This window comes from Maricaulis sp., assembly GCF_030149235.1.
GTDB lineage: Bacteria > Pseudomonadota > Alphaproteobacteria > Caulobacterales > Maricaulaceae > Maricaulis.
On sequence record NZ_JASBRW010000070.1, the window covers coordinates 1 to 16,691 of the forward strand.

Annotated in this window: 13 protein-coding genes, 1 tRNA gene and 1 riboswitch; of the genes, 10 read left to right on the top strand and 4 right to left on the bottom strand. The window is 63.2% G+C overall.

What is annotated here, in order from left to right; all coding sequences use genetic code 11:
- The first annotated feature begins 85 nt into the window (after positions 1-85).
- From motA to mnmD, 3 genes are all read left to right on the top strand, one after another.
- Entirely contained in the window at positions 86-958 is an 873-nt protein-coding gene (motA, locus tag Q1V51_RS10385) for a flagellar motor stator protein MotA (protein WP_300556053.1), read from the top strand.
- 121 nt (positions 959-1,079) lie between these two features.
- Positions 1,080-1,634, top strand: a complete 555-nt coding sequence (locus Q1V51_RS10390; RefSeq protein ID WP_300556055.1) for an alpha/beta hydrolase — start codon at positions 1,080-1,082, stop codon at positions 1,632-1,634.
- Positions 1,634-3,325: a tRNA (5-methylaminomethyl-2-thiouridine)(34)-methyltransferase MnmD gene (gene mnmD, locus Q1V51_RS10395; protein ID WP_300556057.1), complete on the top strand. Its 1,692-nt coding sequence runs from the start codon at positions 1,634-1,636 to the stop codon at positions 3,323-3,325. The genes Q1V51_RS10390 and mnmD overlap by 1 nt, the downstream gene beginning before the upstream one ends.
- Here mnmD and Q1V51_RS10400 read toward each other — a convergent pair.
- On the bottom strand, positions 3,322-3,549 hold the full coding sequence (locus Q1V51_RS10400) for a hypothetical protein (RefSeq protein ID WP_300556059.1): 228 nt from the start codon (positions 3,547-3,549) through the stop codon (positions 3,322-3,324). The genes mnmD and Q1V51_RS10400 overlap by 4 nt on opposite strands.
- A 142-nt stretch (positions 3,550-3,691) precedes the next feature.
- Here Q1V51_RS10400 and Q1V51_RS10405 point away from each other — a divergent pair, with 142 nt between their 5' ends.
- From Q1V51_RS10405 to Q1V51_RS10425, 5 genes are all read left to right on the top strand, one after another.
- Complete coding sequence (locus tag Q1V51_RS10405; RefSeq protein WP_300556061.1) at positions 3,692-4,585, top strand: WecB/TagA/CpsF family glycosyltransferase; 894 nt, start codon at positions 3,692-3,694, stop codon at positions 4,583-4,585.
- Between the two features lie 63 nt (positions 4,586-4,648).
- A riboswitch (cobalamin riboswitch) is annotated at positions 4,649-4,872 on the top strand.
- A 107-nt stretch (positions 4,873-4,979) separates the two neighbouring features.
- On the top strand, positions 4,980-6,869 hold the full coding sequence (locus tag Q1V51_RS10410; protein ID WP_300556063.1) for a TonB-dependent receptor: 1,890 nt from the start codon (positions 4,980-4,982) through the stop codon (positions 6,867-6,869).
- Positions 6,805-7,671: an ABC transporter substrate-binding protein gene (locus tag Q1V51_RS10415; RefSeq protein ID WP_300556065.1), complete on the top strand. Its 867-nt coding sequence runs from the start codon at positions 6,805-6,807 to the stop codon at positions 7,669-7,671. The genes Q1V51_RS10410 and Q1V51_RS10415 overlap by 65 nt, the downstream gene beginning before the upstream one ends.
- The gene (locus Q1V51_RS10420; protein WP_300556067.1) at positions 7,668-8,654 is read left to right on the top strand and encodes an iron ABC transporter permease; all 987 of its coding nucleotides are present in this window, start codon (positions 7,668-7,670) and stop codon (positions 8,652-8,654) included. The genes Q1V51_RS10415 and Q1V51_RS10420 overlap by 4 nt, the downstream gene beginning before the upstream one ends.
- Positions 8,651-9,412, top strand: coding sequence for an ABC transporter ATP-binding protein (locus Q1V51_RS10425; RefSeq protein WP_300556069.1), 762 nt, complete (start codon positions 8,651-8,653; stop codon positions 9,410-9,412). The genes Q1V51_RS10420 and Q1V51_RS10425 overlap by 4 nt, the downstream gene beginning before the upstream one ends.
- Here the strand turns inward: Q1V51_RS10425 and Q1V51_RS10430 are convergent.
- From Q1V51_RS10430 to Q1V51_RS10440, 3 genes are all read right to left on the bottom strand, one after another.
- Positions 9,409-9,771, bottom strand: a complete 363-nt coding sequence (locus tag Q1V51_RS10430) for a hypothetical protein (RefSeq protein WP_300556071.1) — start codon at positions 9,769-9,771, stop codon at positions 9,409-9,411. The two genes, Q1V51_RS10425 and Q1V51_RS10430, sit on opposite strands and share 4 nt — an antisense overlap.
- 14 nt (positions 9,772-9,785) lie before the next feature.
- Positions 9,786-10,877 (bottom strand): Mrp/NBP35 family ATP-binding protein, encoded by a 1,092-nt coding sequence (locus Q1V51_RS10435; protein WP_300556073.1) that lies wholly within the window; start codon positions 10,875-10,877, stop codon positions 9,786-9,788.
- 132 nt (positions 10,878-11,009) lie between these two features.
- Positions 11,010-11,084, bottom strand: a tRNA-Val gene (locus Q1V51_RS10440).
- 403 nt (positions 11,085-11,487) lie between these two features.
- Here Q1V51_RS10440 and Q1V51_RS10445 point away from each other — a divergent pair.
- Complete coding sequence (locus Q1V51_RS10445) at positions 11,488-14,391, top strand: TonB-dependent receptor (RefSeq protein ID WP_300556075.1); 2,904 nt, start codon at positions 11,488-11,490, stop codon at positions 14,389-14,391.
- Positions 14,392-14,573: 182 nt separating this feature from the next.
- Positions 14,574-16,601 carry a prolyl oligopeptidase family serine peptidase gene (locus tag Q1V51_RS10450; RefSeq protein ID WP_300556077.1) on the top strand — a complete coding sequence of 676 codons (2,028 nt, stop codon included), beginning with the start codon at positions 14,574-14,576 and terminating at the stop codon, positions 16,599-16,601.
- Positions 16,602-16,691 lie beyond the last annotated feature (90 nt).

Genomic DNA, 16,691 nt, shown 5'->3' on the forward strand with positions numbered 1-16,691 from the left:
TTCAACGGGACATTAAGCTTAACCGGTCATAGTGCGCCTTAATCGGACGAATAAATGAGGTCCGAAAGCACAGGTGGACGGGTAGATGTTCCAGATTATCGGCATTGTGGTCGTGTTCGTCATGGTCTTCGGCGGGTTTGCGCTCGCAGGCGGCTATTTCGACGTGATCCTCAAGGCGCTTCCCTTTGAGATGATGATGATCGGCGGCGCCGCAGTTGGCGCTTTCCTGATCGGCAACAAGCCTAAAGTGGTGACCAAGACCCTCGGCGATCTCGGCAAGATCTTTGCCGGGCCGAAGTGGAAGGCGCAGGACTATACAGATCTCTTGTCGCTCTTGTTCCTGTTGACCAAGACGATGAAGACGAAGGGCGTTATCGCGCTCGAAAGCCATATCGAGAACCCGGCCGACAGTGCTATTTTTTCGCGCTATCCCCGCATCATGAAAGACCATTTCGCGGTCGACTTTATCTGCGACACGCTGCGTATGATGACCATGAACCTGGAAGACCCGCACCAGGTCGAAGACGCGATGGAAAAGCAGCTGGAAAAGCACCATCACGAGGCCGCTGCCCCGGCTCATGCCATGCAGACGCTGGCGGATGGCCTGCCGGCCCTGGGTATCGTTGCCGCGGTTCTCGGCGTGATCAAGACGATGAGCGCGATCGAGAGCCCGCCCGCTGTTCTGGGTGGCTATATCGGCGGCGCGCTGGTCGGCACCTTCCTCGGCGTTTTCCTCGCCTACGGTTTCGTGGGGCCGTTCGCCTCCTATCTGACGGCCGTCTATGACGAGGAGCACCAGTTCTACAAGATCATCCAGGATGTGCTTGTGGCTCACCTGCACGGCAATGCTGCCCAGATCTCCGTTGAGATCGGTCGCGGAGGTGTGCCGAGCAAGATGCAGCCGAGCTTTGCCGAGCTCGAAACGGCTCTGGATCAGATTCCGAATGAGGTTGGCTAAGCCTTCCCTCCGCGCGCCGGCTTGAAGCACCGGCGAGCGACCTGAGGCGCGGTACCCTATGGGTGCCGCGCTTTTCATATGTGGGGCTGGCATCTGGGCGACGACGCGCTAGAAGGACCGCATGAAGATCAAAGACAGCGAAATCCTCATCATTCCCGGCCTGGGCAATTCCTCCGCCTTTCACTGGCAGAGCCGCTGGGTCGAGAAGATGTCGACGGCCCGCCGTGTCGAGCAGGACAATTGGGACAAGCCAGAGCGCGCTGCCTGGACCGCCCGGCTGATCGAGGCCGTTGAGGCTGCGCAAAAGCCGGCCATCCTGGTCGCGCATTCCGTTGGCGTGTTGACCGTGGTTCACGCGGCACCGGAGCTCAACACCGACAAGATTGCCGGCGCTTTCCTGGTGGGGGCATCTGACTGGGAGCGTGACGCTCTGGAAGAGAAGTTTCCGGGGCATGGGTTCGCGCCGGTGCCGCGCAAACCGCTGGGTTTCCCGGGGTTGATGCTGGCGAGTTCCAATGACGAGACCTGTTCGGTGGAGAAAGCCGAGCACTGGGCGCGCGACTGGGGTGTCCAGTTCGGAAATGCGGGCGAGGCCGGACATTTCACCGAGGCCAGCGGACAGGGTCCCTGGCCCGAAGGTCTCATGGCCTTCGCCAAATTCACCCAGTCCCTGTGATGGCTAGCGGCCGGCTGATCTGCGATCCGCCGGAGCTGGACTGGTCGCAGCCCTCCGGGCCGCGGGCCAGTGATTATGGCGATGTCTATTTCTCCGCCGAGGACGGGCTGGAAGAGACCCGGGCCGTCTTCCTCGCCGGTTGCGATCTGCCGGCGGCGTGGGACAGGCGTTCACACTATACCATTGGCGAGCTGGGCTTTGGCACCGGGCTGAATGCCCTGGCCCTATGGCAGATGTGGCGCGAGCACAGGCCGCAGGGGGGCTGGCTGCACTTCATCAGTGTCGAGAAGCATCCGCTGAGCCGTGAACAGGCGGCGCGAGCCTTTCAGGCCTGGCCGGATCTACAGGGGCTCAGCGACCAGCTCCTGGCGCAATGGCCGCCGCGGCTTAAGGGGCCGCATCGCATGATCTTCGCCGAGGACCGCTTCACCATCACCGTCTTCCATGATGAGGCCGAAGCCGCGCTGGGGCAGGTGGATGCGCTCGTGGACGCCTGGTTTCTTGACGGATTTGCTCCGGCCCGCAATGAGGCCATGTGGTCGCAAACCGTGCTCGATCATGTCGGCCGCCTGTCACGTCCGGGGGCCCGGATTGGCACTTTTACCGTGGCCGGTGCGGTGCGTCGGGGCCTCCAGGCAGCCGGGTTCGCAGTCAGCAAACAGCCCGGCTTTGGTCGCAAGCGCGAACGGCTCGAGGCGATCTACCAGGGTGAGGGTAAGCCAGAGCGGCAAGCCGACACACGGCCGATCGCCATTCTCGGAGCCGGGATTGCCGGCGCCAGCCTCGCCCATGCCGCCCGCCGGCGCGGGCGCGAGGTGGTGCTCATCGACCCGAACGGGCCGGCTGGCGGTGCGTCCTCGGCTCCGGCCGGCATGCTGACCCCGCGGCTGGAACGGGCTGATCGCCCGCATGTGCGCGCGACCTTGGCTGCCTTTGCCTATGCTCGCCGACTTTATGACGGGCTGAACGGATTTCATCCTGGCGGGGTGATCCGCCAGCTGACCGGTCAAAAAGACATCGCCCGCTATTCGGGTGTCGCGGACTTGATGGGCAGCGATATCCGCGTCGATGGCGATCGCCTGCACATGCTGGAGGCGGGCTGGTTTGAGCCGTCTGTCCTGGTGGCCGAGTTGATCGCAGATACTCCGGTTCTGGCCGCTTTGCCCGCAGGCGCGTTCTGCATCATCGATGCGCGGGGCCATCGCGCTGACCATCCCGATATTTCGCCTAGCGCGGGACAGGTCGCCGTGTTCGAGGCCGATGTCCCGGCCCAGCCGGTGACCTGGGGGCATTATGCCTGTCCGACAGCAGATGGCCGCCTCCTGCTCGGGGCGACGCATATAAAGGGTGAGGTGGCGGGGCCGGACGCCGGCGCCGTTCAGGCCTTCCGCGCTGAAGCCCTGGAGAGATTGCCGGAGCTCGCCGGCCGGCTGCCGGAAACGGTTGTCGAAACCTGGTCCGGCGTGCGCGCCTCAACCCCGGACCGCTTGCCCGTGGCCGGGCGCTGGGACAGGGATGACGCGGGCTGGATTCTCTCCGGTCTGGGGTCCCGCGGCTTTGCCCACGCGCCCTTGCTGGCGGAGCAGGTTCTGTCGGAAATCTGTGCTGAACCCTTGGCCCTGGAGCTCTCCGGAGCCGAGACGCTGAGCCCGCATCGTTTCGAACTCAGGCGCCAGCGCCGCGGCGACTAGAGCCGGATGCGGAAGTCCTCGCCGATTGCCACGGCAAGAATGGGACATCCGCGAACCGCACAATCCGTCACGAGATCGAGATCGGCCGCCTCGCCGGGCTGGAATTCAGCCGCCAGCGGGCCCACCGACAGGGTCACGGGCACACCAAACAGGGCTGGAACAGTCGCGGGGACTGCCGCGATGACGCTCAAAATACCGGCAATGATCAACGGTTTGACCAACATGACCTGACCTCACTTATCTGCCCCTGTGTCGAGTAGATGCCGCGCGGATCCGTTTTGGATGCATCGCGGCGAAAAAATCGGCGCACGGCTTGCACCGGATCGCAGCGAAAACACGCTTCTGACGCGAAATGGGACGGGCTACATGGCCGATATGTTGAATTTTGACACGAATAGCGACCGTCGCCGCGGTTCGCGTCATGTCTGGTTCCTCAATTCTGCGTTCGACAAGATCGGCTTCGACACCGCAGTGCGCCGGATCACCGAGCGCCCGGCCGGCGCCGGGTTTGCCTTTGTAGTCACGCCCAATGTCGATCACCTCGTCCGTCTCGAACGCGACACCGTCCTGGCCCGGCTCTACGCGCAGGCCTGGCTGACGGTATGCGACAGCCGCGTGCTCGAATTGCTGGGCAAGGTCTCCGGCGAAACCATCCATATATCGCCCGGTTCCGACCTCACGGCCGAATTGTTCGACCATCACATCGATCCGCATGAAACGGTGACGGTGATTGGCGGAGATGCCGATGTCATCGAAGCCGTGAAGGTGCGATACGGATTGCGCGATGTGCGGTGGCATGAACCGCCGATGGGTTTGCGCAACAAGCCCGAGGCCATCGCCGAGGCGGCGCAGTTTGTCGCCGACAATCCGGCCCGTTTCGTTTTCTTCTGCGTCGGCTCGCCGCAACAGGAGCTGGTGGCCGAGGCCTGTCTTGACCGGGGAGACTGTACCGGTCTGGGCCTGTGTGTCGGCGCCTCTCTCGATTTCCTCGGCGGCAAGGCCGAGCGGGCTCCGGTCTGGATGCAAGAGGCGCGGCTGGAATGGCTGCACCGCCTGATCCAGGAGCCGCGCCGGATGTGGAAGCGCTATCTTGTCGACGGGCCGCGGATCTTCATGCTCTGGCGTCGTTGGCACAAGACTCGCCGCGACCTGCAGGCGCTCGAGGCTCAGCTATCATCACCGGAACAGGTCAAGCAACGCAAGCTACACCAGCGTATCCGCGATCTGGAAACCCAGCTGGCTGATCTCAACAACCGCTGACGCGGTGTGTTCCGACGATATCCTCCCATCGTACCCCCGCTTGCTTTTCAACCAGGCTGGACATAGCGTCCGCCGCGTAATGGTTCCCGCAAGGGATTAATCGGGAAGCCGGTGCGGCGCGTCCTGGATCATGGTCCAGGGCAAGCCCAGTCCGGCGCTGTCCCCGCAGCCGTAATCGGTGAGCGGCGGTGCACATGGCCACTGGGCCGGACTTGTCCGGACCGGGAAGGCGCATCGTTCGCTGTGACCCGTAAGCCGGAAGACCTGCCATTACCGTCGTCCGTCCGTTCGTGCGGGAGTTCACGAAGCCGGCGCGGTTTACCGTCTGAGACGACTCCTTGCTTGTTTGCCGGAGCCCTAGGGCCCCCGGCTGTTACTGCTATGGAGACGTAACGTGCCTGTATACAAACGAAAACTCATCGCGAGCGGTCTCGGCCTGCTCGCATTTCCCGGCCTGGCCTTGGCGCAGGATCCTGATGAAACCATCCTTGTCACGGCCGCCCGCCTGCCGCTTGCCGCCGATGATGCCACGGTCAGCGTGTCCGTGCTGGGCGAGGCTGAGCTGGCGGCCCGCGGTCCGCTCTTCGCGGCTGACATCCTGCGCGCGGTGCCAGGACTGGCGATCTCTCGTTCGGGGCCAGCCGGGTCGCTGACCCAGATCCGGGCCCGTGGCGCCGAGGCCAATCATGTCCTGGTTCTGATCGACGGTATCGAAGCCGCCAGCCCCTTCACGGGCGAGGCGGATTTTTCCAACTTCCTGTTTGACGACCTGACCCGTATCGAAGTGGCCCGGGGCGAGCAGTCGGCGCTCTGGGGTGCGGATGCCATTGGCGGTGTCATCGCCCTGCAGTCGGCACGGCCCGCTGAGGGGGTTAGCGGTGTGGTGCGGGTCGAGGCGGGCAGTTTCGACACACGCCGCATCTCAGCGCGGCTCGCCGCCGGCGGGCCATCCCGCGGACTTGCTTTGAGCCTTGGCGAATTTAACAGCGCGGGTATCGATATCTCCGGTCTGGGCGGAGAGCGCGATGGTTATGAGAACACCCAGGCGGCGGCAAGCGCCTATGCCGAGCTCGGCTCCAGCTGGTCGATCGAAGGTGCGGCCCGCTGGATCGATTATGTCAGCGCGTCCGATGCGGATCTCGATTTCAACGGCGCGCTGGACGACACAGACCGCGAACGTCACGGCGAGCAATTCTTCTCGGGCCTGACGCTGGCCGGGGACAGCGAGCTGGGCGGACTGACCCTGTCGCACCAGCTGGCCGCCCGGCTGACGGATGATCGCAGCCGCAGCTTCGCAGATGGGATACGCACTGGCCGCAATCTCGGGCAGCGTCGTCAGCTGCGCTATCAGCTCTCGGCACGCTGGCAGAGCGGGCCGGTCTCGCACCGCCTGACCGGTCTGATGGAAAGCGAGCGCGACAAGGTCAAGAATGATGCTGGACCGGGCAATGGAGCCAATCAGACCCGTACGGTCGAGACGCATTCATTAGCCTTTGACTACGGTCTGGCTCGCGGTCCTCTCGACCTGACGCTGTCGGTCCGGCACGACAATAATGATCTCTTCGATGATGCCGCGACCTGGCGTGCCGGGGCGGGCTGGAGTTTTGACGGTATCGGGGGACGGCTGCGCGCCAGCATCGGCGAAGGGGTGAAAAATCCCGGCATGTTCGAGCTGTTCGGCTTCTTCCCTGATTTTTTCCTCGGCAATCCGGGCCTTGTTCCCGAGCGTTCGCAGGGCTGGGAAATCGGCTGGGAGCACAGCCTTTTCGATGATCGTGCCAGCGCGTCTGTGACCTATTTCTCGAGCGAGCTGGAAGACGAGATCTTCACTGATTTCTCTGTTTTCCCCTTCACTGCGGCCAATGCAAGTGGGATGTCGACGCGCAAGGGGTTGGAGCTGAGCGGCCAGCTCGATCTGTCGCCGGGGGTTTCGGTTTTCGGTTCGGCGACCTGGATGGAAAGCGAAGAGGAAAGCGCCGCGGAAATCCGCCGGCCGGAACATCTCGCTTCGGTCACCGTGAGCTGGCGTCCGGGCGGCCCGGTATCGGCCTCCCTGAGCGCCGACTATACGGGCAAGCAGGGTGATACCGACTTCGGTAGTTTCCAGCCGGTCACGCTGGATTCCTACACCCTGGTGAGCAGCCAGGTGCGTTGGGCGGCCCGTGACGGTATGGAGCTTTATGTGAGGGGGGAGAACCTCCTGGACGAGGATTATCAGGATGTATTTGGCTATCACACGCCGGGCCGGGCTGTTTATCTCGGCCTGCGCCTGCATCGCGGCTGAAGCCTGGGCCAATGATGCGGCACCGCTGGATGGCGGTGTCGTATCGACCGGCCTGTGTGCCGATGCCTATGTGCTGGCCCTGGTGCCCCGGACACAAATCCGAGCCTTGTCCTGGCAGGTCGATCATCCCGTCTCTGCCGCCCCGGACTGGGCGCGCGAGCTGCCGACAGCATCGGCGTCGGTGGAGGGCCTGCTGCGTCTCGACCCGGGGCTCGCAGTCTTCTCTCCCGGCGAGGGCCAACGCGCCGGGCCGATGCTGGAACGTGTGGGGCGTCAGGTCGCTAGCCTGATCTGGGGCGAGGATTTCGCCGCGGTCCAGGCCAACCTGCGCCGTCTGGGGCAGGCCGCGGGTCTGGAGGCGGCGGCCGAAGCCCAGATTGAGGCCCTCGACCGCCGACTTGCCGGCTTGCGGGAACGAAACGAGGCGCGTAGTGCGCGTCCTCGCATTGCTTATCTCAGCGCCTCGGGCGGTTCGGCCGGGCAGGGGACCTATGTCGATGCGGCGATCACGGCAGCCGGCGGCATTAATGTCATGGCGACGGCCGGGGCCAGCGGCTGGACCCGTTCGGATCCGGAGCTGGCGCTGGGGCTGGAGGCCGATATCCTGCTGACCAGCTTCTTCACCGATGGCTATGCCGGACGACTGTCCCGGGCACGCTATCACTCGGCCTATGATCGCCTTCTCGAAAGCGCATTGCGCATTGATATTCCAGCCGGATATTGGCCCTGTGCGGGGCCGCGCCTGATCGACGCGGCGGAAGTGATTGCCGACGCGATCGACCGTTGGGAGGCGGTGCAATGAGCTTGCGGGGATATCTTGTTCTCACCGTCCTGGTCTTGGTGGCGTTTGCGCTCGCCCTGTTTGCCGGTGATGGTTGGCTCGGTCCTGGGGCCCTGCTTGCAGCGCTGACGGGCGGACAGGGGCTTGATGTCCAGATCCTGCGCGAATTGCGCCTGCCACGCGCGCTGTTGGGCGTACTGATCGGGGCCGGTCTTGGCGCCAGCGGTGCGGTCCTGCAGGGCTTTTTCCGCAATCCCCTGGCGGATCCCGGTGTTGTCGGAGTGTCCGCCAGTGCCGGCCTGGGCGCGGTTCTGGCGCTGTATCTGGGGCTTTCCAGTCTGTCCTTGCTGGCGGTTCCGCTGGCCGCAATCATGATGGCCGGGTGCGGCGTGGCACTGTTGCTGATGCTCGCCGGCCCGCGGGCTGCGGCGACGACCTTGATCCTCGCCGGGGTCGCTGTCGGTGCGACGGCGACAGCGCTTACCGCGCTGATCATGAATCTCGCCCCCAATCCCTGGGCCTTGGCGGAGATCGCCTACTGGCTGATGGGGTCGCTCAATGATGCCAGCTGGAGCGAGTCCGGTTTCGCCCTGCCTTTGATCTGGGCCGGTTTCATACTGCTGATGCTGACGCGGGGCGGTCTCGATGCGCTCAGTCTCGGGGAGGAAACCGCGCGCAGCCTGGGCGTCGATCTGGGGCGGCTGCGCCTCAGCGTGGTGGCCGGGACGGCGCTGGCCGTCGGTGGCGGCGTCGCCGTGGCCGGTGCGATCGGGTTTGTTGGTCTGGTTGTGCCGCATCTTCTGCGTCCTTTCGTCCACTACCGGGCCGGCGCCCTGGTCCTGCCGTCCGCCCTGGCGGGAGCAGTGCTGCTAAGCCTGGCCGACACGGCAACGCGACTGCTCTCCGGGCCTGGTATGCCGCTCTATCTCGGCGTGCTGACCGCCTTGATAGGAGCGCCCTTCTTCCTCTGGCTTGTGCGGGCCAATCAGAAGGTGGCGCCATGACCGGGATTCGCTTTGACAAGGCCAGACTGGAGCTCGGCGGACGCCCGGTTCTGCACTCGCTCTCATTGTCTGCCGGGGCAGGCGAACTGATCGCCCTGGCCGGTCCGAACGGGGCCGGGAAGTCATCGCTGCTGCGTCTTGCGGCGGGGCTCCTGCCGCCTGACCGTGGCCAGGTGGAGCTCGACGGGCAGGCCGTGGGCGGCCTCGACGCGCGTCAGCGCGCCCGACAGATCGCCTACCTGCCCGCGGAAAGTCGCGAAGCCTGGCCGCTCGATGTGCAAAGTCTGGTGGCGCTGGGGCGTATTCCCTTCCGCAAACCCCTGCGCCGGTTGAGTGACGCCGACGAGGCGGCGATTACCTCGGCGATGCAGCGGGCCGGGGTCACGGCGTTTGCCGCGCGGCGGATTGATACGCTGTCATCGGGCGAGCGGGCCCGGGTTCATCTCGCCCGCATGTTGGCGACGCAGGCCCCGGTGCTCTTGCTCGACGAACCGACCGCGGCGCTTGATCTGAAGCATCAGCTGGCTGTGATGGACATTGTGGCCGCCGAGGCCAAGGCCGGGCGGTTGGTCATCATGGCGCTGCATGCGCTTGACCTGGCCGCGCGCTATGCCGATCGGGTCGTGCTGATGCAGGAGGGGCAAATCCGTGCCGATGCGGCGCCGGACACGGCTTTGAGCGAAGAGAATGTGCGCGCGGTTTTCGGGGTGGAAGCGCCCGGCGGTATCCAGGCCAGCGGGCTCAAACCCGTGCGCTAATCCGTGGCGAGCAGCCAGGTCAGGGCTTCGTCTTCTTGGGTGAAATGCCCGACCTGCCAGCCGGCGGCTTTGAGCCCGCCGAGCACCGGGCGTGCGTGCGCCGGGATTTCGGGTGACAGCATCAGGGCGATGCGGGTGTCTTCCGGCAAGCTGTGCCGGACAGCATCCACAATAGTGCCACCTTGTTCAGGCTGCCAGGTGCGATGGAAATAGCGCGCATCCACGAGGAGCCGGTGCGGTGCCCCGTCCTTTATGAGGATCGCGGCGTCTTCGATACGTTGCAGCACATCGGCAACCGAGCTGACATACTCATGCTCGATATAGATATACCCTTTGCGAAGAATAGCCTTGCCGATCATGACGCCAGTCCTGCCTAGTCGAAGACGATCTCGGGTAAAGGTTTAGAGGCTTCCTCGGCCGCCGCTAATGCCGCCTGGGCAGTTTTCAGGAAGGCCGAACCGATCGGGCCATCGTCCAGCGCCACCGGTTCGCCGGTATCGGAGCGGGCGCGCAAGTCGGGATGCAGCGGGATCTCGCCGAGGAATTGCGCGCCGATACGCTCGGCTTCCGCCTTGGCCCCGCCGGTGCCGAAGATATGACTGCTGCCGCCGCAATGCGGGCAGATGAAGACCGACATGTTCTCGACAATGCCCAGCACCGGCACATGTGTCTGCTCAAACAGGCCCATCGCCTTGCGGGCGTCATCCAAAGCCAGGTCCTGCGGAGTGGAGACAATGACAGCGCCATCGACGGGCAGGTCTTGGGCGATGGCCAGCTGCGCATCACCGGTTCCCGGTGGCATGTCGAGAATGAGCACGTCGAGCCCGCCCCAGTCGGTCTCGGTCATGAACTGGCGAATGGCGCCCTGGACCATCGGGCCGCGCCACACGACCGGGGCGCCCGGCTTCACCACGAACCCCATGGAGATGATCTTGACGCCATGCGCCTCGATCGGCTGTACGCCTTTCTCGGTCTTGCGCAGGCCCGGCACGTCATTGAGACCGAACAGGCGCGGTGCGGAGGGGCCGTAGATATCGGCATCGAGCAGGCCCACCTTGAGGCCGTCCTTGGCCAGGGCGGCCGCCAGATTGGCTGCGACGGTCGACTTGCCGACCCCGCCCTTGCCCGAGGCCACGGCGAGAATGCGCTTGGCCGGGCGATCCGCCGGTGCGCGCTGGGGCTGTTGCGGCTGCTTCGGGGCCGGGCGCTGCTTTTGAGCGCTCTGCTCGCGATGCGCCGTCATGACCACGCGGACCTTGTTGATGCCATCAATCTTGGCCACCGCAGCTTCGATCTCAGGCTGCAGGCGGTCGAGGTCGGGGTCGCCGGCGACCGGCGGTGCCAGAACGATGGTCACGGCGTCGCGCATGACCGCGGCGGATTCAACCCGCCCGGCATCCACAATATCCCGTCCGGACTGCCGTTCGATGACGGTTTCCAAGGCGGATTTCAGACGCGCTTCCATGGCTTTCTCCCTCGTTATCTGGGGAGATAGGGTATTCGGCGCGGATGTGAAAGCGGGGCGTGGGAATACAGCGCAGTCGGCCGATCACAGCGATGGCTAAGGTGGTTCAGCGTATGTGAGGTAGGAAGTGGATGGTGGGCGATACTGGGATTGAACCAGTGACCCCTTCGATGTCAACGAAGTGCTCTCCCGCTGAGCTAATCGCCCATCCGATGCGGAGACGGGTGTTTAGCGCCGCGGTGCAGCGAGTTCAAGCTTCGTTTGTACGGATTGCGGCTTCGATTGCAGTTCGCTGGCGCCAGGACCAGACTTCCGGCCTCAAACCGGGCCGATTCCCCCAAAACGCTCTCTGCAGGGACTGAAATTCACCCAGGAATGGTCCTCAGCTTGCGTGGATGTGTATACGAAATGACATAAATGCAACACGCCGCAGTGAATGTGGCTCAATCAAGACAGATTCGTGGCCAAGAGGCTTGCAACGCAACCACTCTCGCTAGAGCATCACCGGCAGCGTGTAAGCGGTATTCGCCGCCGGGCCACCAGGGGAGTGGTGGGCAGCCGGTTCCGCGCATTGGGGAATGAAAGAATTCATACAGATATGGAGTTTCGTATGAAAATGAAACGCTCAGGCTTGCTGCGTTCCAGCATGCTGGCCGGTCTGGCAGCGATCGGTCTCGCTGCTGCACCTGGCTATGCACAAGAAGCCGAAGAGGAAGAAGCTGAAGAACAGGACGTGATCACGGTCACGGGTTCCCTGATCCGCCGCTCTGAATTCTCTTCGACCGCGCCGATCCAGGTGGTCACCGCGGAAATCGCTACGCTCGAAGGTCTCGTCGACACCGCCGAGATGCTGCAGACGGCTTCCGTCGCAGCCGGTTCCTTCCAGCTCAACAACCAGTTCGGCGGCTTCGTCGTCCAGGGTGGTACGGGTGTGAACTCGATCTCCCTGCGTGGTCTTGGCGCTGGCCGTACCCTGGTCCTGCTGAACGGTCACCGTCCGGGTCCGGCCGGTACGCGTGGTGAAGTGGGTGCGTTCGACCTGAACGTGATCCCGGCTTCCATCATTCAGCGTTCCGAGATCCTGAAAGACGGTGCGTCTTCTGTTTATGGTTCTGACGCCGTCGCCGGTGTTGTGAACGTCATCACGCGTGACCGCGTTGACGCTCCGGAACTGACCATCGCGGCTTCCCTGCCGGAAGAGAGCGGCGGTGAGACCTACACCGTGAACGGCGCATATGGTCTGAACTTCGACCGTGGTTCCGTGGTCCTCGCTGCTGAATACCAGCTGCGTGAAGACCTCTCGGTCGGCGATCGCGACTATCTGCGTTGCTCCGAGCCGTACTTCTTCGACGCTCCGGGCGGCAACCGTATCGACCGCGAAGACCGCTCGATCACGGCTGGCACCGACCTTTCCGGTTGCTCGAACATCTACTTCAACACCGCAATCGACGCTCTGACGGGCCTGCGCTACATTCCGGATCCGTCTTCCACGGCCGGCCCGATCCCGGGTTACCGTCCGCGCGAAAACGGTCGTTACGACGATCCGGGCGGCGTTGCGTTCTACGAGGACGTCCTCAACAGCCCGCTGTACGCTTCCACCGACGCGATCAACCGCCAGGAGCGCTTCAGCGTCTACGCGAAGTCTGATTTCGAGCTCGACATCCTCGGTGGCGTGAACTGGGAGAACGAATTCCTGTTCAACCGTCGTGAAACCACGTCTGAGGGCTGGCGTCAGTTCTTCCCGCTCATCGGTGGTTCCACCATCCAGGGCATTTTCGGCATCTACGGCTATGCTGATGATCCGACCTATGATGGCGCTCTGGCGCTGTCCCAGCCGGTCACCATCTGGCCGTCCAATGGCAATGTCCAGGTCGACTATTACTCGCTGACGTCGCAGATGGACGGCAGCTTCGGTGACTGGTTTGGCCCGATTGCTGATTGGTCCTGGACCGCTTCTGGTACGTATTCTCGTTCCAGCGGTGATTATGGCCGTAACTCCATCGTGGCTTCGGTTTCCGGTGATGTCCGTTTCGACACCAATGCACCGATCTATGATCCGTTCTCTGCGGACTTCCTGAGCGGCAACTATGGCGACGCTGTCTATGACGCGCTGACGGCTAATACCCTCGGCAACACTGTCTATGAGCAGCTGACCCTGAACGCTGTCATGACCGGTGAGCTCCTCGAGCTGCCGGCTGGCCCGCTTGGTGCTGCTTTCGGTATTGAATACCGTGAGTTCTCGATCGACGATCAGCCGGATGCTCTGGCTCAGAACGGCGATCTCTGGGGTGAATCCTCTGCTCTGGTTACCCAGGGTGAAGACAGCGTGATGGAAATCTTCGCTGAGATGGAAATCCCGCTGCTCAACGGCATGACCTTCATCGAGGACCTGTCCCTGAACGTTTCCGGCCGCGCATTCGACTACGAGTCCGCTGGTTCGGGTGACGTCTGGAAAGCAGGCTTCAACTGGCAGGTCACCCCGACCTTCCGCGTCCGCGGTACGAAGGGTACGTCCTACCGTGCTCCGGCCCTGTTCGAACTCTTCCTGGGCAACCAGACGGCGTTCGTTGGCCAGCTCGCGATCGACCCGTGTATCGATTGGGGCAACAGCACGAACACCAACATCCAGGCGAACTGTGCCGCTGAAGGTATCCCGTCTGACTTCGCCGGTGGTGCATCTTCCGCGACCGTGATCTCTGGCGGTGGTGCTGGCTTCCTCGAGCCGGAAACCTCCAACGCTTCTACCCTCGGTGTCATCTGGACGCCGGAATCCATCGCTCTGAGCGTCGCGATTGATTACTTCGACATCGAAGTGAACAATCAGATCTCGCAGCTGGGTTCCAGCGCCATCGTCGGCGGTTGCTACAGCGCGAACAACTATCCGAACGCGTTCTGTAGCCTCTTCACCCGTAACCCGGGTACCGATGCGGTGAACCCGTTCGCGATCCAGACGGTTCTCGACGGTTACATCAACGTGAACTCCCAGATCTCCTCTGGCGTCGACTACACCGTCCGCTACGAGCACGAGTTCTCCTTCGGTGACCTGACGGTTGAAGCCCAGGCGACCAAGACGAACGAAGACGTTGTCTTCCTGTTCGATCCGGCCCTGGAATCTGGTTTCGACACCAGCGACTTCAACGGTTCCATCGGCGATCCGGAATGGGTTGGTAATGCACGCGTGTCCCTGAACCGCGGCGACTTCACCTACTCCTGGTTCATGGACTATGTCGGTGCGACCTCCGAAGATATCTTCGGCCTGTCTGCGGACACCACCTACTTCGGTGCGACCGCATGGCGTGACATCGTCGCTGACGAGCGCGTCTACCACGACGCCTCCGTGCGTTGGCAGGGCGATGGCCTTGGCATCCTCGTCGGTGTCTCCAACATCTTTGCTGAAGATCCGCCGCTGATCTCTTCGGGTGTTGCTAGCCGCCGTGGTAACGTGCCGATCTCCGGCACCCAGTACGACCTGCGTGGCCGTACCGGCTTCTTCCGCGTCACCAAGACGTTCTAAGAAGAAGTCCATACTGGATTGGGAGGGCGACGGCATGCCGTCGCCCTCTTTTTATGTGATTTAATGAAACAAGCCGTAGGCAAACGACCGCTCGTTGGCTTAACTTGTTTTCACTTGTCAGGACTGAGCGGGAGACCATCTTTAAGGGCTCAGTCAGTGTGTAATTTCTAGGGGAGATCCGCATGATCAAGCGCTGTCTCGTATCCATGGCCGCAATGCTGGGCCTGGCTTCGGGGGCCTCGGCCGATATCACGGCCGAACCAATCCCGGTCGAAGCCTTCGCGCGCGTACCGAATATCCAAAGCGTGTCCTTGAGCCGTGAAGGCGATCTGGTCGTGGCGATCGTCGCCGCCCCGGGGAGCGATAATGGCGATACCGCTCTGGCCACCTGGAACCTGGCTGACGCCGGCTCCGCGCCGGTCATCACGCCGAGCGGTGACCGCATGAAGTGGATTGCCGGTTCTGCCCTCAAGCACGGCCAGATCCTTGCCATCGGCCGCCAGGAGTGGACCGGTCAGCTGGGTGGTTGCGGCGAAGGCCGTGTCACCGGTGCGACCGCGACTTTCGTCAACCAGGTCTATCTGACCGACGCCACCCATGGAGAGTTTGAAGAGGCCTTCGAAACCGGCGGCCGGGCTCTGGGTATTGGTGAAAACCTGCGCCGCTGTCTCGAGATTGCCGGTACGACCAGCGTGGTGTCCTCGCTGCCGCTCGACCCGGACCGTATCATCATCTCGCGCCTGAACCCGATTTCCCTCGGCGCCGCCTTCTACCGGATGAACCTGCGTACCGGCGAACAGGAATTCATGTTCCGCGGTGGTGGCCGGACCTCTCCGGCCCTGTTCGACCGTCGTGACGGCACCGTTCTCGCGCGCGAAGAGCTCGAGCCGGTTGGCGAAAACGAGTATGAGAACCGGATCTATCTCCTCAATCCGGAAACCGGGGAATTCGAGGTCCATGAGACGCTGGCCTACTCGCTGGCCTCGCGCCACACCATGTCTGTGGCCGGCCGTGATGAAGCCAGTGGCCAGTATTACATCATCACCGACCTGTATTCCGATCTGGCCCAGGTTTACGCCTATGATCCGGCGACCCGCAGCCTGTCTGACGGTCCGATCCTGGCGCATCCGCGTTACTCCATCACCGGCCTGATCTTTGGTGATGAGAGCGAAAACTCTTCTTCGGTGATGGGTTTCCGTTATGGTGGCCCGCGCGGTAGCGAGGTCTACTGGCTCGATGGTGCAATGAACGCGACGCAAGAAGCGCTCAACGGTCTGTTCCCGGATGCCTATGTCTCCATCATGGACACCGCAAACGGCCTCAACACGATCCTGTTCTCGGTTTCCAGCGGTGCGCAGCCGCCGGCCTATTACATCTTCCGGAATGGCGAGCTGCAGCTTCTTGGTCAGTCCCGTCCGTGGATCGACAGCGACAATCTCGCGGATTCCGAACTGGTCTATTACGAGGCCCGTGACGGCCTGCGTATTCCTGGCATTCTCGACCTGCCGGCAGGCTGGACCCCGGAAGACGGTCCGCTGCCGACGATCATCCACCCGCATGGTGGTCCCTGGGCCCGTGACACCACGAACTGGGATGCCTCCGGCTGGGTGCCGTTCCTGACCTCGCGCGGCTATGCCGTGCTGCGTCCGCAGTATCGTGGGTCGACCGGTTTCGGCCTCGAATTGTGGCGTGCCGGCGACCGCGAATGGGGCCTGGCCATGCAGGACGACAAGGATGACGGTGCCGCCTGGCTCGTCGAGCAGGGCATTGCCGATCCGGACCGGATCGCCATGTTCGGCTATTCCTACGGTGGTTTCGCGTCCATCGCCGCTGTTGTTCGGGAGAATAGCCCGTATCAGTGTGCCATTGCCGGCGCCGGTGTGGCTGACCTGGGCAATATCGGTAACAACTGGAGTGACAGCCGTATCCAGCGCGCCTTCCAGGGGCGCACGGTTAGCGGCATGGATCCGATCCTGAATACGGACCAGGCCAATATCCCGATCTTCCTGTTCCATGGTGATCGCGATGTGCGCGTGCCGCTCTTCCACTCCCGCGACTTCTACAATGCGGTTCGCAACCGGGTGGATGCCGAGCTGATGGTCGTCGACGACATGCCGCACAGCCTGCCCTGGTATCCGCGTCACCACCGCGAATTCCTGACCCGGATCGAGAGCTATCTGGCGAATGATTGCGGCCCGGGTGGCCTGTAAGACCGGCACGACCCTTGTGTCATGCAAAGAAGAAGGCCCGCCATTTGGCGGGCCTTCGTCGTTTCAGCGGGTGCTTTGAACGCTGTCAGC